The organism is Pseudomonas sp. UC 17F4, assembly GCF_900101695.1.
GTDB lineage: Bacteria > Pseudomonadota > Gammaproteobacteria > Pseudomonadales > Pseudomonadaceae > Aquipseudomonas.
In genome coordinates, this window is record NZ_FNKV01000001.1 from 2,168,829 (window position 1) to 2,192,323 (window position 23,495).

Consider the following 23,495-nt stretch of genomic DNA (forward strand, 5'->3'; position numbering starts at 1 on the left):
GGGTTTGCGTTAAGGAATGAAGGCGAGCAGACTGCGCAAAAGCTAAATAATTGCTTTAGCGGAGTGCTGATCATGTTCATGTTGTTCAAAGCCCCGGCCTCACGGCGTTTTCGTCTGATGTTCCTGGCACTTGCCTTGCTCGGCTTTCTCGCCGCCTCGAGCACCCCGACGCCTTTGTATCACTTGTACCAGCAAGCCTGGCAGTTCTCGGCGGTAACCCTGACGATGATTTTTGCGGTGTATGCCGTCAGCTTGCTGGCGGCGCTGCTGACAGTCGGTTCGCTGTCGGACTACCTGGGGCGGCGGCCACTGATCTTCACTGCATTGGTGCTGGAAAGCGTCTCCATGCTGTTGTTCCTGCAGGCCGACAGTGTCGGCTGGTTGATTGCTGCGCGCATTCTGCAAGGCTTCGCCACCGGCATGGCTACCAGCGTGCTGGGCGCTGCGTTGCTGGATATCGATCGCGAGCAGGGGCCGTTGGTCAACAGCCTGACGCCCTTGCTCGGCATGGCCAGCGGCGCCCTGGGTACCAGCCTGCTGGTGGAATTTGCGCCGTGGCCGCTGCGTTTGGCCTACTGGCTGTTGCTCGGCTTGTTCGTCACGCTGGCGTTGCTGGTGTGGCATCTGCCCGAGAGCGTCAGCCGCCAGCCCGGCGCCCTGGCCTCCTTGCGTCCGGCCCTGCATGTACCGCCCCAGGCGCGGGCTGCAGTGCTGCGTATGCTGCCGGTGAACGTCGCCGGTTGGGCGCTGGGTGGGTTCTTCCTGTCGCTGGCGCCATCACTGGCGCGCGAGGCCACCGGGGCAACCTCGAATTTGGTGGGCGGCGGCCTGGTGGCGGCGTTGACGGTGACCGGCGCCGTGGCGATCTACCACCTGCGGCTGCGTCCGGCCGGGCAGATCCTGCGCCTGGGCACAGGGGTGTTGCCGGTCGGGATGCTGTTGATCCTGCTGGCGTTGCATCGCGGTGAGCTGGGGCTGTTTTTCCTCGCCACTGTAGTCACCGGCATCGGCTTTGGCGCCAGCTTCCTTGGAGCGTTGCGTAGCATCATGCCGCTGGCCGAGGCCCACGAACGCGCCGGGCTGATGGCGACGTTCTATGTGCTGAGCTACCTGGCGTTCTGCGTGCCGGCCATGCTGGCCGGGTGGATGGTGCGCAGCTTCGGCCTGGTGCCGACCGGCGAGGTGTATGCCTTGGCGGTGATCATTTTGTGCGCCGTTGCGGCGGTTCTGAGTTTGCCGCTGCGGGCTTTGTCCCGCGGCTGACGGTATTGGCCTCATCGCGGGGCAAGTCGGGTCGCCGCACCGCCGCTCCCACTGGTTCATCGTAGACCCCGCGATGCTTTAATTCGGCGCTCGCCGGGCCCCCAGGTAATAGAACAGCGCCGCCAGCAACACCGAAAGAATCAGCAGGTAAAAGGTCGCCACCGGCACCAGGTGCGCGAGGGCAAAGCCGCAGATCACCGGGCCCAGCGCCGCGCCGAGGTTGGACAGGTTTTGCGCGCCGTAATACACGCCGCGCAGATGTTCCGGGGCGATGCTGTCGATGAACATGTACTCGGCGGGGATGACGATGATCTCGCCAAGGGTGAACACCAGCATCGCCAGGCACCAGGCCAGCAGCGTTTGCGCCAGCGAGAAACCCAGCAGGCCAACCAGAAACAGCGCCATGCCGGCCATCAGCCAGGGCATCAACTGGCGGCTGCTGATGCGCCGGCCAATCACGTACTGCAGGGCAATTACCGTGACCGCGTTGGTGGCCACCAGGTAGCTGATGTAGCGCGCCGCCTCGCTGGCGCTGCTGGTTACCACCAGGTACTGCGACAGGTAGGCGGTGAACTGGCCGAACACCACCGCGCTCAAGGCGCCACCGAGGGTGAAGCAGATCAGCCGGCGATCTTTGACCAGTTGTCCGCCAACGCTAAAGAAACCGGCCTGTTCGCCGCCTTCGACCCGCGCCCGCGCCGCGCGCTCGCCCCAGCGCTGGTAGCTCAGGCACATGGCCAGGCCCAGCAGCGCCGAGAGCAGGAACGGCAAGTGATCGTCCAGCAGCACCAGCGCCACGCCGACAAAGGGCCCGACCGCGTAGGCGACGTTGCTCAGGGTGTACTTGATTGAGAACACCTCGCTGCGTTCTTCCAGCGGCAGCAGTGCACAGAAGCCGGCTTTGGCGGCGATGTCCACCACCGCCAGGGCCAGGTTGATCAGCACCAGGCAGGTGAAGAACAGGCTCAGTTCGCGGCTGACCACCGCACCGACAAAGGCCAAAGTAAAGGTCAGGGTCGCGGCGATGATCACCGTGTAGCTGCGCAGGGTGTCGATCAGGTAGCCGCCATACAGGCTCAGCAACGAGGCGACAATCAGCGCGCCGCCGATCATCAGGCCGATGCCGCTGATATCCAGGGCGAAGTTCTGCGCCAGGTAGACCACCAGGTAGGGCAGGGTGATTGCACGGGCGAGGGTGAGGATGAAGGTAGTTGCCAGCAGCAGGCGTACCTGCGCCGAGTAACCTTTGATAGCGGTGAGCATTGAGTGACCACGTCCTTGTTGTTATCGCTGCCGAGCATACGCCGCGGGCAGTGAAATCTGTATATCTGTAAAACCGATAACAGATAGAGAAAATACCCGTTATATAGATATATTTTCCCGGCCTAAGATGGATACAACCTCACCGGAGGGCAGGAGAATCCATCATGTCTTGCAGCCAAACCCGCACCTCGCCGTTACGCCCGCTGAGCCAGCTGGCGCACCCGCGTGAAGTGATCCGTCAGTTCACCCCCAACTGGTTCGCCGCGACCATGGGCACCGGCGTGCTCGCCCTGGCCCTGGCACAGGTCGATGTACCCGGCCTGCGTGGCCTGGCCGAATCGCTGTGGTTGTTGACCATCGGCCTGTTCGTGCTGTTTACCCTGCTGTACACCGCGCGTTGGGTCATGTTCTTCGATGAAGCGCGGCGGATTTTCGCCCATTCCACCGTATCGATGTTCTTCGGCACCATCCCCATGGGCCTGGCGACCATCCTCAACGGCTGCCTGGTGTTCGGCATCAATCGCTGGGGCGAAGGGATCCTGCCGTGGGTCGAAGCGCTGTGGTGGTTCGACGTCGGCCTGGCGCTGCTGTGCGGGGTGGCCATTCCCTACCTGATGTTCACCCGCCAGGAACACAGCATCGACCAGATGACCGCGGTGTGGTTGCTGCCGGTGGTGGCCGCGGAAGTCGCCGCTGCCAGCGGCGGCCTGCTGGCGCCGCACCTGGTGGATGCCCATGCGCAGTTCCAGGTGCTGATCACCAGCTACGTGCTGTGGGCGGTGTCGTTGCCGGTGGCGTTCAGCATCCTCACCATCCTCATGCTGCGCATGGCCCTGCACAAATTGCCGCATGCCAACATGGCCGCATCGAGCTGGCTGGCCTTGGGGCCGATCGGTACCGGTGCGCTGGGCATGCTGCTGCTGGGCGCCGATGCCCCGGCGATTTTCGCTGCCAACGGCCTCGGCAGCCTGGGTGAAATCGCCCGTGGCCTGGGCCTGATCGCCGGTATCGTGCTGTGGGGCGCCGGGCTCTGGTGGTTGCTGACCGCCGTGCTGATCACCCTGCGCTACATCCGCCATGGCATGCCGTTCAACCTCGGCTGGTGGGGCTTTACCTTCCCGCTCGGGGTGTACACCCTGGCCACCCTGAAGCTGGCGGCCTGGCTGGGCCTCGGTTTCTTCCTGCACATGGGCATGCTGCTGGTGCTGGCGCTGGCGGCAATGTGGTTGCTGGTCACGGCCCTGACCCTGCGTGGCGCCTGGCGCGGTGAGCTGTTTGTATCGCCGTGCATTGCCGGGCTGAACAAGTAGATTGCATTTACCTGAGTGTTTGTGGCTTTGTGCGGCCTGCGCGTATCCAATAACAAAGCCCCACTCAGGTACACGGACGATGAGTCAATCTTCACAATTCAGCCTGCTTGGCAAACGGCGCTTCTTGCCGTTCTTCGTCACCCAGTCGCTGGGTGCGTTCAATGACAACCTGTTCAAGCAGTCGGTCATCCTGCTGTTTCTCTACAAAATCGCCAGCTCCCATGGCCAGGACACTGCCATCTGGGTCAATGCCTGTGCCTTGATGTTCATCCTGCCGTTCTTCCTGTTCTCGGCGCTGGCCGGGCAGTTTGGCGAGAAGTACGCCAAGGACGCTTTGATCCGCGTGATCAAGCTGGCCGAGATCGCCATCATGGCGGTCGGCGCCATCGGCATCTTGAACCAGATTCCGGGGCTGATGCTCCTGGCGTTGTTCGGCATGGGCACCCACTCGGCGCTGTTCGGCCCGGTGAAGTACTCGATCATGCCCCAGGCCTTGCGCGAAGAAGAGCTGGTCGGCGGCAATGGCCTGGTGGAAATGGGCACCTTCCTGGCCATCCTGGCCGGCACCATTTGTGCCGGGGTGCTGATGTCCAGCGCCCATTACGGTGTCTGGGCGTCGTCGGCAGTGCTGCTGGTGGCGGTGCTCGGCTACCTGTCCAGCCGCGCCATCCCGCGCGCCGCTGCGTCCACGCCGGCGCTGAAAATCAACTGGAACATCGCCAGCCAGACGATCGCCACCTTGCGCATGGGCCTCAAGCAGACGCCAGCGGTGTCGCGCTCGATCGTCGGCAACTCGTGGTTCTGGTTCGTCGGTGCGGTGTACCTGACGCAAATTCCCGGTTACGCCCAGCAATGGCTGCATGGCGACGAGACCGTGGTGACCCTGATCCTGACCCTGTTCTCGGTGGGCATCGCCGTCGGCTCGCTGCTGTGCGAGCGCATGAGCGGGCACAAGGTGGAAATCGGCCTGGTGCCGTTCGGCTCCTTTGGCCTGAGCCTGTTCGGCCTGCTCTGGTGGTGGCACTCCGGCGAGATCCAGCCGGCGGCCGCGCCGTATGACTGGCTGGCGGTGCTGGGTATTGGCCAGGCCTGGTGGGTGCTGGGGTCGATTCTCGGCCTGGGCGTGTTCGGCGGCTTCTATATCGTGCCGCTGTATGCGCTGATCCAGTCGCGCACCCCCGAGGATCAACGCTCGCGGGTAATTGCTGCCAACAACATCCTCAACGCGCTGTTCATGGTGGTCTCGGCGGTCTTCAGCGTGGTGCTGCTGAGTGTCCTCAAGCTGAGCATCCCGCAGTTGTTCCTGGTTGTGTCTCTGCTCAATATTGCGGTGAACTTCTACATCTTCCGCATCGTGCCTGAATTCACCATGCGCTTCATGATCTGGCTGCTCAGCCATTCCATGTACCGCGTCGAGCACCGCGACCTGCAGCAGATTCCGGACCAGGGTGCAGCGCTGCTGGTGTGCAACCATGTGTCGTTCGTCGATGCGTTGCTGATCGGTGGCGCGGTGCGCCGGCCGATCCGCTTCGTCATGTACTACAAGATCTACCGCTTGCCGGTGCTCAACTTCATTTTCCGCACCGCCGGGGCGATCCCGATTGCCGGGCGCAATGAAGATGCCGAGACCTACGAGCGGGCCTTCAAGCAGATTGCCGCGTACCTGGCCGATGGCGAGCTGGTGTGTATCTTCCCTGAAGGCAAGCTGACCAGTGACGGTGAAATCGACGAGTTCAAGGGCGGCCTGCGGCGGATCATCGAGCAGACGCCGGTGCCGGTGATCCCGATGGCATTGCAGGGCTTGTGGGGGAGTTTCTTCAGCCGCGATCCGGCCAAGGGCTTCTTTCGCCGCTTGTGGTCGCGGGTGACCCTGGTGGCCGGTTCTGCCGTCCCGGTGGAAGCGGCAGAGCCGGCGTTGTTGCGTGAGCGGGTCAGCGCCTTGCGCGGCGACTCACGCTGACAGGGCAGGGCGGGGTCAGCTGGCGCTGACCTTGAGCCCGACCAGGCCACAGATGATCAGCGCCACGCTGACCAGGCGCACCAGGGCCATGGATTCGCCGAACAGGATGATCCCGGCGATCACCGTGCCGACGGCGCCGACCCCGGTCCAGATGGCATAGGCGGTGCCCAGCGGCAATTCCTTCATGGCCAGGCCCAGCAGGCCGAGGCTGATGACCATGGCGCCGACGGTGAGTACGGTGGGTAGCGGGCGGGAAAAGCCGTCGGTGTATTTCAGGCCGACGGCCCAGCCGACTTCGAACAGGCCGGCGAAAAACAGGATGATCCAGGACATGCAGAGTCTCCATCAATTGATGGGGCCGTCCCCGGAATGGTCACGCGGTGCGTCGTGAGGCCGTCCTCACAGGGGGCATAAGCTATCAGCTGCAAGCGACAAGCTGCAAGCAAAGGCAGCGCGGGTGGCTGTTGCTCTTTCTTGCAGCTTGAAGCTTGAAGCTTGAAGCTTAAAGTCAGATCCCCTGTGGGATCTCTTCCCCGCCCAATGCCTCGAACAGCGCCGGCAGGAACTCGCCAAAGGTCAGCATCATCAGGGTGAAGCTGGCATCGAGCTGGCCCAGGGCCTCGTCGCCGCCGTCTTCTTCGGCCTGGTCCTGCAGCAGTTCTTCAAAGCGCAGGCGCTTGATGACCATCTTGTCGTCGAGCACGAACGACAGTTTGTCCTGCCAGGCCAGCGACAGTTGCGTGACCACCTTGCCGGTACCCAGGTGCAGCTGGATCTCGTCGCTGGTCAAATCCTGGCGCTTGCAGCGGACGATACCGCCGTCTTCATGGGTGTCGCGCAGCTCGCACTCGTCCAGTACATAGAAGTCCGGCGCCGCTTGCTGGGTTTTGACCCAGTCGGTCATGGTCGCGCTCGGGGCGATCTTGACGGTCACCGGGCGCACCGGCAGCGAGCCGATGACTTCACGCAGGGTCGACAGCAGGTCTTCGGCACGCTTGGCGCTGGCCGAGTTGACCAGGATCAGGCCTTGCTTGGGGGCGATGGCGGCGAAAATCATCGAGCGGCGGATAAAGGCACGCGGCAGGAAGGCCTGGATGATCTCGTCCTTGATCTGGTCACGCTCCTTCTTATAGACCTTGCGCATCTGCTCGGCTTCGATCTCGTCGATCTTCTCTTTAACCGCATCGCGCACGACGCTGCCGGGCAAAATGCGTTCTTCTTTACGCGCGGCGATCAGCAGGAAGTCACCGCTGACATGCACCAGAGGCGCGTCTTCACCTTTGCCGAACGGGGCGACGAAGCCGTACGTGGTCAACTCCTGGCTGGCGCAGGGGCGAGCCGGCTTGCTGGCCAGAGCGGTTTCCAGTGCCTCGGGGTCGAACGGGATGTCCTGGGTCAGGCGGTAGGTCAGCAGGTTTTTGAACCACATGGGGTGAATCTCTCCTCAACACATAAGGAGGGCATTAAACTCCGAGCGGGCGCTTCAGGCCAAGCACCGCTAAGTCTTTGGAACGCCTGAAAAATTTTTTTAAAAAAGTGCTTGCCAGAGTGTTCGGTGCTCCGTAGAATGCGCGCCACACCGAGACGAAGGGTGATTAGCTCAGCTGGGAGAGCATCTGCCTTACAAGCAGAGGGTCGGCGGTTCGATCCCGTCATCACCCACCACTTCTCAGTGTATCGCGCAGCGGTAGTTCAGTCGGTTAGAATACCGGCCTGTCACGCCGGGGGTCGCGGGTTCGAGTCCCGTCCGCTGCGCCATATTTAGCTTCAGGGCCCACTGAACACCCTGAAGCCACAAAGAAAGCGACCTTAGGGTCGCTTTTTTTGTTTCTGGAATTCGTCCAGAATCCACCAGTACGCTGGGACGCTACTGTTTTTCTCCGTGCCAGCCCCACTTCTGAGCAAGAGATCACACATGCAGGATGCAAGCACCTCCCCGGCGCCAATGCTGGGTATCGACCTGGGTACCACCAACAGCCTGGTGGCGGTCTGGCAGGACGGCCGGGCACAACTGATCCCCAACGCCCTGGGCGACGTGCTCACGCCTTCAGTGGTCAGCCTCGACGAAGACGGCAGCATCCTGGTTGGCAAGGCCGCACGTTCACGCCTGACCACCCACCCGCAACGCACGGCTGCTGCCTTCAAGCGTTTCATGGGCAGCGAAAAAAAGATCAGCCTCGGTGAGCAGGCCTTCAGCCCGGAAGAGCTCTCGGCGCTGGTGCTCGGTGCGCTCAAGGCTGATGCCGAAGCCTTCCTCGGCTGCCCGATCAGCGAAGCGGTGATTTCCGTACCGGCCTATTTCAGCGACGAGCAGCGCAAGCGCACCAGCTTTGCCGCCGAGCTTGCCGGGCTGAAAGTCCAGCGCCTGATCAACGAACCGACCGCCGCGGCCATGGCCTACGGCCTGCACGAGCAGAAGTTCGAACGCACGCTGATTTTCGACCTCGGTGGCGGCACCTTCGACGTCACGGTGCTGGAATACGCGCTGCCGTTGATCGAGGTGCATGCCTCGACCGGCGACAACTTCCTCGGTGGCGAAGACTTTACCGGCGCTTTGCTTCAGGCCTGCCTGCAAGACTGGCAGCTCAAGCCGACGATGCTCGCGCCCCAGGCCCTGGCCAGCCTTGCCGACGCCATCGAGCAGCTCAAGTGCAAGCTGGGCGAAGGCGAGCAGCACCTGAGCTGGAACGGTGATGGCGTCAGCCGCCAGTGGCTGCTGGATGAAGCCCGCGCGCAGAAGATCTGGGCGCCGTTGCTGGCGCGGATTCGCGCGCCGATCGAGCAGGCCCTGCGCGATGCGCGGCTGCGTGCCAGTGACCTCGACAGCCTGGTGCTGGTCGGCGGCGCCACGCGCATGCCGGTGGTCCAGCAGATGGTCTCGACCCTGTTTGGCCGCCTGCCTTACCGCCACCTCGACCCGGACACCATCGTTGCCCTCGGTGCTGCCACCCAGGCGGCATGCAAGGCGCGCGATTCGGCGATCGAAGAGCTGATCCTCACCGATGTCTGCCCCTACACCCTGGGAATTGCGGCAATGGATGGCGACTACCAGACCGAGATCTTTGCGCCGATCATCGACCGCAATACGGTGATCCCGACCTCACGGATCAAGCCGTTCTACAGCACCCATGTTGAGCAAAAAGCCATCAGCATCCGTGTCTACCAAGGTGAACGGCCGTGGGTCGAAGACAACATCTTTGTCGACGCCTTCACGATCCCGCTGACCCCCAACGGCAAGATCCAGCGCCTGGACGTGCGCTTCAGTTATGACATCAACGGCCTGCTGGAAGTCGATGTGACCTTGCCGCAGACGCGCGAGCAATTCTGCCACGTGATCGATCGCAGCCCCACCGGGCTTGACGACGAGGCGCGCCAGGCCAGCCATGAGCGCCTGGCCGGGCTGAAGATCCACCCGCGCGACGCCTTGCCCAACCGCACCTTGCTGGCCCGCCTGGAGCGGGCCTGGGCGCAGAGCCTGGGGCCTGAGCGCGATGCGATCGGCGACTGGCTCAAAGAGTTCAGCGCGATCCTGGCCGGCCAGGAGTCAAGCGAGATCGCCGGGGCCCGCCAGCGCCTGATCGAGGCGCTGGACGACATGCGTTACTGACCGTTGAGCCGCCGCAGGGCGGCCTGCAGGCCACCCTCCAAGGTGTCCTGCGGCTGATTGCCGGGCGGCACGCCGTAGCGGTTGGGCAGCGGTTCGCCCGGCAGCAGCAACAGCACCAGCGGCAAGAACTGCAGGAACGGGATCAGCATCACGAAGATGATCATCATCGGGATGCCCCGGCCAATGTCGTGCAGGCGGCGCAGCGTGGCGCTGCCAAGCACACCGACGAACAGCAGGCCGAAGAATATCTGCTCGATCGCGCTGCCGGCCATCAAGGTCAGGATCGGCCCGAGAAGGACACTCACGGCCACCTGCACACCATAACCCTTGCGGCCCAGGCGGCTGCCCAGTTTCCACAGGTGCGAGGCCGGTACCGGCTGGCTGCCGGAGTTTTCCAGCAGCAGGCGTTCGGACCACGACAGCAAGGCGGTGATCGCTGCGCGAATGCCGGCGTCCATGCCCGGGTAATCCTTGCCGCGCTGCAGCTCTTTGAGCACTTTGGCCCGCGGTACCCCGGCGCGGCCGTAGCGGGCCAGGTCCTTGAGGCTGTCGAGCATGCTGTAGAACAGCGTGCTGTTGATCAGTTCGTCTTCTTCCAGCACCTTGCGTGGCGGGCGCACCGGCTCGCCCTTGATCAGGCCGTTGCGAAACGGCTCGAACCAGTCATCCGGGCAGGTCAAGGTAGAGATGCGTCGCAGCAGGCTGCCATGCTGTTCGGCGTTCAGGGTCGGGTCGTGATAGAGGACGGCGCATAGCACCATCATGCCCAGCACGTCTTCATCAAAGGCGCGCGGGTCGTTCTCAAGGCAGGCGTAGAGTTTCAGGTTGCTGGGCAGCTTGGCGCTGTCCAGGGCTTGTTGCACGGTCGACAGGCGCTGGCCGATAAAGCACTGCAGCGGATCGTTGTCATCCAGCCAGCCGAGCAGGCCATCGACATTGCCTTGCTGGCTTTGCAGGCGCAGCAACAGTTGCTGCAGGCGGGCGAACGGATGCTCCGCCGGGTAGGGCAGGCTGGCCAGCAACTGCGCCGGCACCATCGCCAGCCAACGCTCGGGCTGTTCGACCAGGGCAAGCATGAACAGGTTCTGCCGGTGCCAGGTCCACAGGCCGTCGTCGGCAGGCGGGCGTGGCAGTTCGATGCCGGCTTCGGCGAGGTCGGACAGCAGCTGCAGGGCAAAAGGCGTCGGCATCAGGTTGGCCGGCTTGATCAGCGCGGTCAGCTTCGGCAGGGTGGCGGCCGGGTAGCTGCGCATGCGCCGCAGCCAGTCGCGGGCGACTGTCTGGCATGGGCCTTCCTGCAGCACCTCGGGCAGTTGCGGTTGCGCCGCCGGGCTGTTGATAAAGGCGGTCAGGGCCAGGGCCAGCGGTGACTGCTCGAGCCAGCGCAACTGCTGTTCGGCCTGGTACTTGAAGCCTTCGATAATCAGCTGGTCGAGCGGATCGTCGCCCAGCGGCTCGGCCATGATCTGTCGCAGCAGGCCACTGTCACCGCGGTGCAGGGCCCACGCGTGGCGGTACAGGCGCTGCAGCTGGCGATCCAGTTGGTCGTCGAGCAGCCAGGCCAGCAGCGGCAGTTCGTCCTTGCCGTCCAGGCGCCACTTGATGAACTCGCCGGCGATACCTTCCTGCTCGTCACGGGCGGCGTCGAACCAGCGCGTCAGGGTTTCCGGGCGCTGCGACGGGCTGCCCCAGATCTGTGCCGGATCGTTGAGGTCTTGCGGCCATTCATACACCGGCTCCAGGCGGTCGAGGGCCTGGATCAACAGCGCCAAGCGCTGCGGTTGATGCTTGGCGCACAGGTTGAGCAGCCAGCGTGCGGCTTCCGGATGCTGGTGCTCGCGCCACAGGCGGGTCCAGCACTGGCGGGCGAGTTCTTCCTGGCCGGTGTCGCTGGCCTGGCAGGCGAGCAGGTACAGCAGGTCGATATCGTCCGGCGCCTGGCGTTGCTGTTCGGCGATCAGGGCAAAGAAGCTGCTGCTGCCGATGCCGGCCTGGCACAGCTTGACCAGCAGGCGCTGGATATAGGCCGGGTCATCCGGGAACGGCTGGCAGGTGTGCAGGCTGACGAAGCTTTCGAACTCGAACAGCGGCCGGGTGTGGTAGAGGAAATCCAGGTTCCGGGCATACCACAGGGTTTCGACTTGCACTGGCATCGACCAATGCTTCATCAAGCTGGTGTCGAACGGGTCCGGTTCGCTGATGCGCTCGAGGAATTCGTCAGCCTGGCGCGGATCTTCCAGGCGCAGCACTTCGTTTTCCCAGCCCAGGTGCCGGGCCATCAGTTGCACGCAGGCGTGCGACAACGGCCCGGTTTCCATCAGCCGGTACAGCAAGTGCCAGCTGACCTGCTCCTGGTCACCCAGGGTCAGGCCGCTGAAACCATCGATGAAGGCCTGCCAGGCCGGGGGATCGAAGCGGCGGGCAGGGTCGCCGAGCAACTTGGAAAAGTCGCTCATGGTCTGTTCGATCAGGGCATTGCGCACCGGCGCCGAATCGTCGTGCTGTGCATCCTCAGCGGCCTCATCCGGCTCGTCGCGGGCCAGGCGCAGGGCGTGCTCGTAAGCCTCGCGCAAGGCCTGGAAACCCTGCGGGTCGGTTTCCGGGTGGTGCTGCGGCAGCAGTGCGCGGTAGGCGCCGCGGATGACATCGGGATCGTTGGTCGGCTCGATGCCCAGGTGAATCCAGCAACTCATGACCAGCCTCCTTGCAGGGTGTCAGGGCGTTCCGGCAGGTTCAGCGGCAGGTCCCAGGGGATGCTGGCGAAAAAGCCCAGGGCGTCGTGGCTCAGGTTCATCATGATGCAGCGGTTCCAGTGTTCGCTGCCCTGGCGCTCCAGGCATTGCGCCAGTTCTTCGTCGCTGGCGCTGGAGCAGTTCCACAGCGCCTTGCCGAACAGGTAGCCGGCCAGGTAGCGGTCCCAGCCGTTGTAGTAGTGGCGGGCGCGCACGGCCAGGCGGCCTTGCAGATAGTGGCTTTCATGAATGCTCAGGTAGCCTTTGCGCAACCCGGCACGCAGCAGGTAGCCCATGCGTCCCAGGTCCCAGGCGCGCACGCCACCCTGGCCGCAGTCGCCGAGGGTGCGCCGGGCGAATTCGTACTGGATGCGCTGGCGCGGGGTCAGCGCTTCGAGCACCTGCGGCCATTCGCTGGGCAGGCAGCGGGCGGCTTGCCAATAGGCGTCCTTGAGCTCCAGGGCATGGCCGGTGTCGGCCATGCTGAGCATGTTCAGCAGCTCCTGGCGATTGTGGATGCCCCACCACTTCTTGAGGTCGGTCTCGTCTTCGTCGTAAGTCTCGAAGTAGGTCGCGGCGGTGTAGCTGGCGCCGTTGAGGGCGGCCATGGGGGCGGAAAGGGCGTACAGCCAGTGCTGCTCGATTTCTTCCATGAAAAAGCTCCGGGGCCGGTAGGAAAATGTGCGGGTGCCGGCCGTAATGGCGCGGATTGTAGAGAGCCGCGTGGTGCGCGGCAAACTGACTTAAGCGTGGACCAGCATGGCGCGCTCTTCTTCGCGCAGGGTCAGCACTTCGAAACCTTCAGCGGTGACGGCGATGGTGTGCTCCCATTGCGCGGACAGGCTGCGGTCGCGGGTGATCACCGTCCAGCCGTCCTTGAGCGTGCGCACCCCGCGCCCGCCCTGGTTGATCATCGGTTCGATGGTAAACACCATCCCCGGCTTGAGCTGCAGGCCGCTGCCCTTGTGCCCGTAATGCAGAACCTCGGGCGCCTCGTGCATCTGCCGGCCGATGCCGTGGCCGCAGTATTCGCGCACCACGTTGTAGCCCGCTGCCTCGGCATGGCGCTGGATGGCGTGGCCGATATCGCCCAGGGTCGCGCCCGGACGCACCTGGCGAATGCCTTGCCAGAGCGCGGCATAGGTGGTGTCGACCAGTCGCTGGGCGGCTGCATCGATCTGCCCCAGGCAGTACATCTTCGACGAGTCGGCAATGTAGCCGCCTTGTTCCAGGGTAATGTCGACGTTGACGATCGAGCCGGCCTTGAGCACCTCATCGGCATGCGGCACGCCGTGGCACACCACATGGTCGACCGAGGTATTGAGCGAATAGGCAAAACCGTACTGGCCCTTGCTCGCCGGGCGCGCCTTGAGCACATCGACGATAAAGGCCTCGGCCCGGTCGTTGATCTGCAGGGTGCTGACCCCGGGAGCAATGAAGCTGTCGAGGTGGGCGAACACCTGGCTGAGCAATTGCCCGGCATTGCGCATCAGGGCCAGTTGTTCGGCGTTTTTCAAAACCACTTGGTTCATGGGAGGAGGTTTTTCATCTCTCGGAATGTCTGCCCATGATAAGGCCTGGCCCGCTGGCTGTGCCATCCGATGGTGCAGGCCGGCCCAATGCGGTGCGGCCGGGCAGGCGCCCTGAACGCCTGAACCGCGCCGCACAAGGCGCTGCCAATTGTGGCGCGACCCTTGCTACAGCCTGAGCATCCGGCAATCAACGCAGATTGCCCCGTTCACGACAAAGGCGCCGTGTTGCCCCCGCTGGTTCATTCAGGCCGGGGCAGCAGGGCGCCTTTTTGTTTGCGCAATCAGGAGGTAGGCCGATGAGCAGCACCAGCGTGCGCAGCGTGTGCCCGTATTGTGGCGTCGGTTGTGGCATCGTCATGAACGTCGAAGACGGGCGGGTGACCAAGATCAGTGGCGACAAACAGCACCCCAGCAACTTTGGCCGCCTGTGCACCAAGGGCCTCACCGCCCATCAACCGTTGAGTGCGTCCGGGCGCATGACGCATGCCTATGTGCGCGAGCAGCGCCAGCGCGACCCGGTGCAGCGCGCCATCGACACCGCTATTGAACAGGCGGCCCGGCGCCTGTGGGCGATCATTGATAAGTATGGCCCGGACGCCCTGGGCTTTTATGTCTCCGGGCAGATGTCGCTGGAGGCCCAGTACCTGATCAACAAACTGGCCAAGGGCTTTGTCCGCAGCCGCCATGTCGAGTCCAACTCGCGCCTGTGCATGGCCAGCGCCAGCAGCGGCTACAAGCTGTCGCTGGGCGCCGACGGGCCGCCGGGCAGCTACCAGGATTTCGACCGCGCCGAGGTGTTCCTGGTGATCGGCGCGAACATGGCCGATTGTCACCCGATCCTGTTTTTGCGCCTGCTCGACCGGCTCAAGGCCGGGGCCCGGTTGATCGTCGTTGACCCGCGGCGCAGCGCCACCGCCGACAAGGCCGATTTGTTCCTGCAGATCAAACCGGGCAGCGACCTGGCGCTGCTCAACGGCCTGCTCTACCTGCTGCTGGAAAACGGCCAGTGCGACGCCGAGTTCATCCAGCGCTACACCGAAGGCTGGGAGGACATGCCGGCCTTTTTGCAGGACTACACACCTGAGCGAGTTGCCGCCCTCACCGGGCTGAGCGAGGCCGATATCCGCCAGGCCGCCAAGTGGATCGGCCAGGCCCCGGAGTGGATGAGTTGCTGGACCATGGGCCTGAACCAGAGCATCCATGGCACCTGGCACAGCAACGCCCTGTGCAACCTGCACCTGGCCACTGGTGCTATCTGTCGGCCGGGCAGCGGGCCGTTCTCGCTGACCGGCCAGCCCAACGCCATGGGCGGGCGAGAAATGGGCTATATGGGCCCGGGCTTGCCGGGGCAGCGTTCGGCATTGGTCGATCGCGATCGCGCCTTTGTCGAGCAACTGTGGCAGATTCCCGCTGGCAGCCTGCGCAGCGAAGCCGGTGACGGCACGGTGGCGCTGTTCGAAAACCTCGCCGCCGGGCAGGTCAAGGCCTGCTGGATCATCTGCAGCAACCCGGTGGCCAGCGTCGCCAATCGCCAGCAGGTGATCGAAGGGTTGCAGGCGGCTGAGCTGGTGATCACCCAGGACGCCTTTCTCGACACCGAGACCAACCGTTACGCCGATATCCTCCTGCCCGCCGCGCTGTGGGCCGAGGGCGAGGGGGTGATGGTCAATTCCGAGCGCAACCTGACCCTGATGAACCAGGCCGTCGAGGCGCCGGGCGAGAGCCTGCCCGACTGGCAGATCATCGCCCGAATCGCTTGCGCCATGGGTTACGCCGAGGCCTTCAGTTACGCCAATGCCGAAGCGGTGTTCGACGAGCTGCGCCAGGCCTGGAACCCGGCCACCGGTTACGATGTGCGCGGCGTCAGCTACGCCGGTTTGCGTGAGGCGCCGCGGCAGTGGCCGTGTGAGCCTGGGCGCAACAATGACCGCAGCCCGTTGCGCTATCGCAACGACGGCGTCAGCCAGGCCCTGCGCCACGACGGCCAAGGCGAAGTACCGGCCATTGCCTTCCCCACTCGCAGCGGCAAGGCACGCTTTTTCGCCCGGCCCTGGCTGCCCGCCGCCGAGCTGCCGGACGCCGAATTTCCGCTGGTGCTCAACACTGGTCGGGTCCAGCACCAGTGGCACACCCTGACCAAGACCGGCAAGGTGGCGGCGCTGAACAAGCTCGACCCCGGGCCGTTCGTAGAGATTCACCCGGACGATGCCGAGCGCCTGGGCATCGCTGACAAGGATCAGGTGCAGATCCGCTCCCGACGCGGGCAGGCGCTGCTGCCGGCACGGATTACCGCTCGGGTGCTGCCGGGCAACTGCTTTGCGCCGTTTCACTGGAACGACGTTTATGGCGAGAACCTGGCGATCAATGCCGTCACCAGCGACGCGGTCGATCCGCTGTCGCTGCAACCGGCCTTCAAGTACTGCGCGGTGGCCCTGAGCCGGGTTGCCGGCGAGCGCATCAACGCCACCCAGATCGATCGTCAAACCATGGCAGTGCAGGACCAGCACCTGCTGCTCTGGGCTTCGCAGACCGGCAACAGTCAGGCCCTGGCCGAGCAGTGCGCCGCACGCCTGCGCCAGGTCGGCTTGCCGGTGCAGTTGAGTTGCATGCAAGACCTGGCCCTGGAGCAACTGGACCGCCCCGCCAGCCTGCTGCTGATCGCCAGTACCTTCGGCGACGGCGATGCGCCGGACAGCGGCGCGGCGTTCTGGCGCGGCCTGCATGGCGAGCATGCCCAACGCTGCGTCGGCGTGCCTTATGCGGTACTGGCCCTGGGGGATTCCAGCTACGAGCAGTTCTGCGGCTTTGGTCGTAAGCTCGATCAGCGCCTGGCCGAACTGGGCGCCAAGCGCTTGCTGGAACGGGTCGATTGCGAGGGCGATTTGCATGAATCGACGGGGCAATGGCTGCAGGCACTGCTGGGCAAACTGGGCCACGGCGAACTGCTGCTCGAAGCGCCAACGCCAACGGCCAGCGGTTTCAGCAAGACCCGGCCGTTGCCAGCCACCCTGGTCGGCAACCGCCTGCTTAACGGCCCTGGCGCGGTCAAGGAAACCCGGCAACTGGTGTTCGATCTGGGCGACAGCGGGTTCACCTATCACGCCGGCGACGCCTTGGGTGTATGGCCGCGCAACTGTCCGGCGCTGGTCGATGAGCTACTGACCGCAACCCGCTTCGATGGCGGGCACTGCGTCAGCCTCAAGGGCCAGGCCGACATGCCCTTGGCCGAGGCATTGCTTGAGCACCTGGAGATCGCCCGCATTACCCCGCAGTTGCTCGAGGCTTTCGCCCCGGGTGATGCGCAACTGCGCGCATTGCTTGAGCCGCACAACAAGGCTGCGCTCAAGGACTGGCTGTGGGGCAAACAACTGATCGACCTGGTGCATGCGTGCAAGCCCCAACTGAGCCTGCAGGCTTGGCTCGACCTGCTCAAACCCATGCAGCCGCGGCTGTACTCGATCAGCTCAAGCCAGAAGCTGCATCCGGATCAAGTGCACCTGACGGTTTCCACTGTCCGTTACGGCCAGCGCAAGGGCGTGTGCTCGACCTACCTGGCCGACCGCAGCGAGCCTGGCCGGGTCGAGATATTCGCGCAGCCGACCACACACTTTCGCCTGCCCGGCGACAGCACGGCGCCGGTGATCATGGTCGGCCCCGGCACCGGTGTGGCGCCGTTTCGCGCGTTCCTGCAGGAACGTCAGGCCGAAGGGGCCCACGGTCGTAACTGGCTGCTGTTCGGCGAGCAGCAGGCGGCCACCGATTTCTACTACCGCGACGAGTTGCTGGCCTGGCAGCGCGACGGTCACCTGACCCGCCTGGACACCGCCTTCTCCCGCGACCAGGCGCAGAAGATCTACGTGCAGCAGCGCATGCTTGAGCAGGGTGCCGAGCTGTGGCGCTGGCTGGAGGAGGGCGCGCACTTCTATATCTGTGGCGATGCCGGGCGCATGGCCCGCGATGTTGATACGGCGCTCAAGCAACTGGTGCAGCAGCACGGTGGCATGAGTGTGGAACGGGCCGAGGCTTATGTCGGCGAACTGAATCGCGCCAAGCGTTACCTGCGTGACGTGTACTGAAGTGCCCCATAAGGGGGAGCGCTGCACCAGCCTGGGTCGATAACGGCGCCAGTGGATCGCGCGCAAGCCCCGGTTTCAAAGGCTTTGGCAGTTGGCACGCTCCCTGCTTTTACAGATTTACAACGTCCTCGCGGGTCAATGGCGATTCGCAACCGGGACTACAAAAAACGACCAGGCAAAGGCGCCTGGAGCTTCGGCTCCAGGCGCCTTTTTTTGTTTTTCGGGGTTGGCCCCCAGCAGCAAAGCCAGCGTGATTGGCCTTGAGTGAGGAACGGGTATGAATGGGTTTACCAGCATCGAAGCGCGGCAACAGCTGATCATCGTCGGCAACGGCATGGTCGGTCATCACTGCGTCGAGCAACTGATCGAACGCGGTGCCCTGGGCCGTTTCCAGGTGCGGGTGTTCGGTGAAGAGCGCCAGCGCGCCTACGACCGCGTGCACCTGTCGGAATACTTCAGTGGCAGCGATGCCGAAACCCTGGCCCTGGGCGAGGCAGGCTTGTACACCCGGCACGGCATTGACTTGCACCTGGGCGAGCCGGTGCTGGAGATCGACCGCGAACGCTGCGAGGTGGTCACCTGCGCCGGGCGCTACCCTTACGATCAACTGGTGCTGGCCACCGGCTCCTATCCGTTCGTGCCGCCCATTGAAGGCTCGCAAGGGGCGGCGCGGCTGGTCTATCGCACCCTTGATGATCTCGATGCGATCCGCACCGCGGCCGCCAGCGCTCGCCGTGGGGTGGTGGTCGGTGGCGGCCTGCTCGGCCTGGAAGCGGCCAATGCCTTGAAGTCGCTGGGCCTGGAAGCCCACGTGGTGGAGTTCGCCCCGCGCCTTATGCCGGTGCAACTGGATGGCGAGGGCGGCGCGGCCTTGCGGGCGCAGATCGAAGCTCTGGGGGTTGGCGTGCACCTGTCGCGGGCGACCCAGGCCATTGTTGCCGGTGAAGACTATCGCTACCGGATGAACTTCGAGGGCGGCGAGTTCCTTGAAACCGACCTTGTCGTGTTCTCCGCCGGTATCCGCCCGCAGGATGCCCTGGGCCGCAGCAGTGGCCTGGAAATCGCCCAACGCGGCGGTGTGGTGATCGACAGCGCGTGCCGCAGCAGCGACCCGCGGATCTTCGCCATCGGCGAATGCGCGTCGTGGAACGGCAGCGTGTTCGGCCTGGTGGCGCCGGGCTACAGCATGGCGCGTACAGTGGCGGCGACGCTGGCCGGTGAAGACGCGGGCAGTTTTACCGGGGCCGACATGTCGACCAAGCTCAAGCTGCTCGGTGTCGATGTCGGCTCCATTGGTGATGCCCACGGCGTGACCCCGGGTGCGCGCAGCTATCGCTTTATCGACGAAGCGGCGTCGGCCTACCGCCGGCTGGTGGTCGATGGCAGTGGCAAACGGGTGACCGGCGCGGTGCTGGTTGGCGACAACAGCTATTACGACACCCTGCTGCAATTCGTGCAGAACAGCATTGCCCTGCCCGCCGATCCGGCCGCGCTGATCCTGCCGCAGTCGGCCGGCGCGCCGGCACTGGGCGCTGATGCCTTGCCCGCCAGCGCGACTATCTGCTCCTGCCATAACGTCAGCAAGGGCGCGATCTGCGCCGCCATCGACAGTGGCTGCGGCGAGCTTGGCCAGCTCAAGCAGCAGACCAAGGCCTGCACCGGTTGTGGTGGTTGTGCGGCGCTGCTCAAGCAGGTCTTCGAGCATGAATTGATCGCCCGCGGCGTCAGCGTCGACAAGAGCCTGTGCGAACACTTCGCCTACACCCGCCAGGAGCTCTACGCGCTGGTGCGGGTCGAAGGCATTGTCAGTTTCGACGAGATGCTCGCCAAGCATGGACGCGGGCACGTCGGCTGCGATATCTGCAAACCCACGGTCGGCTCGATCCTCGCCTCGTGCTGGAACCAGCCGATCATGGAGCCGTCGCTGGTGCCGCTGCAGGACACCAACGACACCTTCATGGCCAATATGCAGAAGAACGGCACCTACTCGGTGGTGCCGCGGATTCCCGGCGGCGAGATCACCCCCGAGAAGCTGATCGTCATCGGCGAAGTGGCGAAAAAGTACGACCTCTACACCAAGATCACCGGCGGCCAGCGCATCGACCTGTTCGGCGCCCAACTGCACGAATTGCCCGAGATCTGGGCCGAGCTGATTGGCGCAGGCTTCGAGACCGGCCATGCCTACGGCAAGTCGACGCGTACGGTGAAATCCTGCGTCGGCAGCACCTGGTGCCGTTATGGCGTGCAGGACAGCGTGCAGATGGCCCTGACCCTGGAAGACCGCTACAAGGGCCTGCGTTCGCCGCACAAGCTCAAGTTCGCGGTGTCCGGCTGCACCCGCGAATGCGCCGAGGCGCAGAGCAAGGACATCGGCGTGATCGCCACCGAGAAGGGCTGGAACCTGTACATCTGCGGCAACGGCGGCATGCGCCCGCGCCATGCCGAACTGTTCGCCACCGACCTGGACGACGCTAGCCTGATCCGCACCATCGACCGCGTGCTGATGTTCTACATTCGCACCGCTGACAAGCTGCAGCGCACCTCGGTGTGGCGCGAGAGCCTGGAGGGCGGGCTGGACTACCTCAAGCAGGTGATCCTCGACGACAGCCTGGGCCTTGGCGCAGAGCTCGAAGCGCAAATGCAGCTGGTGGTCGAGCGCTACGAATGCGAGTGGGCCAACGCCCTGAAAGACCCTGAAAAGCTCAAGCGCTTTCGCACCTTCGTCAACGACCAGCGCCCCGACCCGGGTGTGCACTTTGTCCGCGAACGCGGCCAGCGCCGGCCCATCGGCGCCGGCGAACTTCACTTGATCCCGACCACCGAGGAGGTGCTTTGATGAGCCCGTCCAATGCAGCAGTAAGTGTTCAAGCGCAACCCTGGCAGAGGGTTTGCAGCCGTGCCGACCTGGTCGCCCAGTCGGGGGTGGTGGTGTGGTTCGAAGGGCGCCAGGTGGCGCTGTTCTACCTGCCCGGGCAGGCCACGCCGGTGTTCGCCGTCGACAACCATGACCCCAAGTCCGGGGCCAATGTGATTGGTCGTGGATTGGTGGGCGAGCTCAAGGGCGAGCTGGTGGTGGCGGCGCCGTTGTACAAGCAGCATTTTTGTTTGCGCGATGGGCGCTGCCTGGAGGATCCGCAGCAGGCGTTGCAGGTGTGGCCGGTGCGCATCAGTGGCGAGCAGGTGGAATTGGGCCGCTGTTGATGGCCTCATCGCGGGTCAAGTCGGGTCGCCGCACCGCCGCTCCCACAGGTAGCGTAGGCCTTTAGAGGCGCGAGCTGATCCATTGGCGATGCTGCTCACACTTCACCTTTGCGTCTTGTCGGCGAATGGACCGGCGATGCACGAGAAGCGAAAGCAAAAAAGCGCTCTGCTTCTAGATGTACGTAATTGCAGGCGCCACCGATCGTCCCTTGCAGAAGGCCGAGTGGAACCCTTGCGTAGTGGGGCGACGGCCATGGATGGCCGGCGAGCGCCGCAGGGCCAGGGACGGCCCTTCGGCGCGCCCCCACGGGAGCAAGGGTGGAAGGACGGAACCCGGAGCGCAGCGCAGGGCCGATGAAGGGACAGGGCGTTTTTGGTTACTTTTGCCGCCAAGCAAAAGTGACCCGCCGTAAGGGCGGAAGGCGCCGGCAGCGCCTCATCATCAAATGGATCAGCTCAAACACAGCCTGGCTGCCCCAATACTTGCAAGCTGCTTAAGACAGTTGCTCCCACAATAGGCCTGCATGCACCGGACCTGTAGGAGCGGGCCTTGCCACGCGATCGAGCGCGAAGCGGTCGCAGTCCGGGCCGAGCCCCGATAAACTCCCCGGATGAACCTCGACACCCGGATCAAATTCCGCCACCTGCTGTGCTTTCTCGAAATCGCCCGCCAGGGCAGTTTCGCCAAGGCCGCCGATGCCATGGCGATCAGTCAGCCAGCGATCTCCAAGACCCTCAAGGAGCTTGAAGCGCTGCTTGAAACGCGGCTGTTCGAGCGCAGCAAGCAGGGCGTCGAGCTGACCCCGGCCGGGGTGCGTTTCATGCGCTACGCCGGCCCCAGCGTGCAGGCCTTGCGCGAAGGCGTCAGCACCTTGCGCGGTGAAGAGCATGCGCCGCCGCAGGTGCGGGTCGGCGTGCTGTCGACCGTCGAAAGCCTGCTGATGCCCGAAGTGCTGTGCCGTCTGCACCAGCGCCATGAGGCGTTGGTGGTCAGCGTCGCCACCGGCCCCAGCGCGCACCTGCTGGGGCAGTTGCACGTCGGTGAGCTGGACCTAGTGATCGGGCGCATGACCGACAGCCCGCAGATCCAGGGGCTGATGTTCGAGCACCTGTACAGCGAGTCGATGTCGCTGGTCGTGCGCCCTGGCCATCCTTTGCTTGGCCGCCAGCCGCTCGAGCGCAGCCAGGTCGGGCGCTACCCGCTGGTGTTGCCGCTGGCCGGCACGACCATCCGCAAGCACGCCGACAGTCTGTTCGTGCAGTGCGCCATCGAGCAACCCGTGCAGCGCCTGGAAACCCTGTCGCCGGCCCTCAGCCGTCGTTATGTACAGGGCAGCGATGCGGTCTGGGTGGCGCCACGCGATGCGGTGCGCGTCGACCTCAGCCGGGGTGAATTGTGCGAGCTGGACCTGGGCGTCAGCGAGCCGGGCGGCTCGGTCGGCATCTGCAGCAATGCCGCCTTGCCGCTGGCCTTGCCGGCACAGTGGCTGTGCGAAGTTTTGCGCGAAGTGGCGGCGCAGTACCGCGACGGCGGTTATCCCTGAGCGTCGATACAAACTGCTACAAAACCTCATCGGCGGATTTGCCCAACCGCCCGGTCCCGTCAATACTGGCCACTGGCTGCAGCCGAGGATGAAGAAGGTTTAATCTGGCTGAACTTATCCGGGTTTTCTTGCTCTCATGCCGGTAGCCATTGGTCGTGGCCGCCTGATAAGCTCGCGGCTTTACTCGATTGCCCTATTGGCGCATGAACAAGGAAATAGCATGAAACAGCATCGGTTGGCGGCTGCGGTTGCCCTGGTTAGCCTGGTACTGGCGGGTTGCGATTCGCAGACCAGCGTCGAGCTGAAGACTCCGGCACAGAAAGCCTCCTACGGTATTGGCCTGAACATGGGCAAAAGCCTGGCTCAGGAAGGCATGGACGACCTTGATTCGAAAGCTGTCGCTCAAGGTATCGAAGACGCCGTTGGCAAGAAAGAACAGAAGATCAAGGACGAAGAGCTGGTTGAAGCCTTCTCGGCCTTGCAGAAGCGCGCTGAAGAGCGCCTGGTGAAAATGAGCGAAGAGTCGGCTGCCGCCGGCAAGAAATTCCTCGAAGAAAACGGCAAGAAGGCTGGCGTGGTCACCACCGCTTCGGGCCTGCAGTACGAAGTCATCAAGAAGGCCGACGGCGCCCAGCCAAAGCCGACTGACGTGGTTACCGTCCACTACGAAGGCAAGCTGATCGACGGCAAGGTCTTCGACAGCTCCGTCGAGCGTGGCAGCCCGATCGACCTGCCGGTCAGCGGCGTGATCCCGGGTTGGGTCGAAGGCCTGCAACTGATGCACGTCGGCGAGAAGTACAAGCTGTACATCCCGTCCGACCTCGCTTACGGCGCGCAGAGCCCGAGCCCGACCATTCCGGCCAACTCGGTGCTGGTGTTCGATCTGGAACTGATCGCCATCAAGGACCCGGCCAAGGCTGAAGAGCCTGCCGATCCAGCTGCCGAGTAAGGCCAGCTGATACCTGCAACGCCCCGTCTCGACGGGGCGTTGTCGTTTCTGGGTTTTA

General features: G+C 64.2%; 15 protein-coding genes and 2 tRNA genes. 11 read left to right on the forward strand and 6 right to left on the reverse strand.

Annotation, left to right across the window (positions count from 1 at the left end; all coding sequences use genetic code 11):
* The first annotated feature begins 72 nt into the window (after positions 1–72).
* A complete protein-coding gene (locus BLR26_RS10060; RefSeq protein WP_093387356.1) occupies positions 73–1,263 on the forward strand; it encodes an MFS transporter in 1,191 nt (396 codons plus the stop codon).
* A gap of 78 nt (positions 1,264–1,341) precedes the next feature.
* On the opposite strand, the gene BLR26_RS10065 is transcribed toward BLR26_RS10060, so the two are convergent.
* The gene (locus BLR26_RS10065; RefSeq protein WP_093380337.1) at positions 1,342–2,526 is read right to left on the reverse strand and encodes an MFS transporter; all 1,185 of its coding nucleotides are present in this window, start codon (positions 2,524–2,526) and stop codon (positions 1,342–1,344) included.
* Between the two features lie 164 nt (positions 2,527–2,690).
* Between BLR26_RS10065 and BLR26_RS10070 the strand changes: the two genes are divergently transcribed.
* Positions 2,691–3,836 carry a TDT family transporter gene (locus BLR26_RS10070; RefSeq protein WP_093380339.1) on the forward strand — a complete coding sequence of 382 codons (1,146 nt, stop codon included), beginning with the start codon at positions 2,691–2,693 and terminating at the stop codon, positions 3,834–3,836.
* A gap of 79 nt (positions 3,837–3,915) precedes the next feature.
* Positions 3,916–5,796 carry an MFS transporter gene (locus BLR26_RS10075; protein WP_093380341.1) on the forward strand — a complete coding sequence of 627 codons (1,881 nt, stop codon included), beginning with the start codon at positions 3,916–3,918 and terminating at the stop codon, positions 5,794–5,796.
* A 15-nt stretch (positions 5,797–5,811) separates the two neighbouring features.
* On the opposite strand, the gene sugE is transcribed toward BLR26_RS10075, so the two are convergent.
* On the reverse strand, positions 5,812–6,129 hold the full coding sequence (gene sugE, locus BLR26_RS10080) for a quaternary ammonium compound efflux SMR transporter SugE (RefSeq protein WP_038993957.1): 318 nt from the start codon (positions 6,127–6,129) through the stop codon (positions 5,812–5,814).
* Between the two features lie 175 nt (positions 6,130–6,304).
* The gene (rdgC, locus tag BLR26_RS10085) at positions 6,305–7,225 is read right to left on the reverse strand and encodes a recombination-associated protein RdgC (protein WP_045195499.1); all 921 of its coding nucleotides are present in this window, start codon (positions 7,223–7,225) and stop codon (positions 6,305–6,307) included.
* A gap of 160 nt (positions 7,226–7,385) precedes the next feature.
* On the opposite strand from rdgC, the gene BLR26_RS10090 reads away from it, so the two are divergent.
* From BLR26_RS10090 to BLR26_RS10100, 3 genes are all read left to right on the forward strand, one after another.
* Positions 7,386–7,461: transfer RNA gene (locus BLR26_RS10090), tRNA-Val, on the forward strand.
* Positions 7,462–7,477: 16 nt separating this feature from the next.
* Positions 7,478–7,554 (forward strand) — tRNA-Asp (locus BLR26_RS10095).
* Positions 7,555–7,711: 157 nt separating this feature from the next.
* Positions 7,712–9,403, forward strand: coding sequence for a molecular chaperone HscC (locus BLR26_RS10100; RefSeq protein WP_093380344.1), 1,692 nt, complete (start codon positions 7,712–7,714; stop codon positions 9,401–9,403).
* On the opposite strand, the gene BLR26_RS10105 is transcribed toward BLR26_RS10100, so the two are convergent.
* The 3 genes from BLR26_RS10105 to map form a co-directional block, all read right to left on the reverse strand.
* Entirely contained in the window at positions 9,397–12,096 is a 2,700-nt protein-coding gene (locus BLR26_RS10105; protein WP_093380346.1) for a DUF805 domain-containing protein, read from the reverse strand. The two genes, BLR26_RS10100 and BLR26_RS10105, sit on opposite strands and share 7 nt — an antisense overlap.
* Entirely contained in the window at positions 12,093–12,788 is a 696-nt protein-coding gene (locus BLR26_RS10110; RefSeq protein WP_093380348.1) for a DUF1266 domain-containing protein, read from the reverse strand. Before BLR26_RS10110 ends, BLR26_RS10105 begins: the two co-directional genes overlap by 4 nt.
* 90 nt (positions 12,789–12,878) lie before the next feature.
* Entirely contained in the window at positions 12,879–13,667 is a 789-nt protein-coding gene (gene map / locus BLR26_RS10115; RefSeq protein WP_045195491.1) for a type I methionyl aminopeptidase, read from the reverse strand.
* 296 nt (positions 13,668–13,963) lie between these two features.
* Between map and BLR26_RS10120 the strand changes: the two genes are divergently transcribed.
* The 5 genes from BLR26_RS10120 (at position 13,964) to BLR26_RS10140 (ending at position 23,437) form a co-directional block, all read left to right on the forward strand.
* Complete coding sequence (locus tag BLR26_RS10120; protein WP_093380350.1) at positions 13,964–17,743, forward strand: bifunctional nitrate reductase/sulfite reductase flavoprotein subunit alpha; 3,780 nt, start codon at positions 13,964–13,966, stop codon at positions 17,741–17,743.
* A 277-nt stretch (positions 17,744–18,020) separates the two neighbouring features.
* Positions 18,021–20,579, forward strand: coding sequence for a nitrite reductase large subunit NirB (gene nirB / locus BLR26_RS10125; protein ID WP_093380352.1), 2,559 nt, complete (start codon positions 18,021–18,023; stop codon positions 20,577–20,579).
* Positions 20,579–20,944, forward strand: a complete 366-nt coding sequence (gene nirD / locus BLR26_RS10130) for a nitrite reductase small subunit NirD (protein ID WP_093380354.1) — start codon at positions 20,579–20,581, stop codon at positions 20,942–20,944. The genes nirB and nirD overlap by 1 nt, the downstream gene beginning before the upstream one ends.
* A 611-nt stretch (positions 20,945–21,555) precedes the next feature.
* Positions 21,556–22,488 carry a pca operon transcription factor PcaQ gene (pcaQ, locus tag BLR26_RS10135; protein WP_093380356.1) on the forward strand — a complete coding sequence of 311 codons (933 nt, stop codon included), beginning with the start codon at positions 21,556–21,558 and terminating at the stop codon, positions 22,486–22,488.
* Between the two features lie 220 nt (positions 22,489–22,708).
* A complete protein-coding gene (locus BLR26_RS10140) occupies positions 22,709–23,437 on the forward strand; it encodes a BamJ family beta-barrel-assembly machinery protein (RefSeq protein ID WP_045195483.1) in 729 nt (242 codons plus the stop codon).
* Positions 23,438–23,495 lie beyond the last annotated feature (58 nt).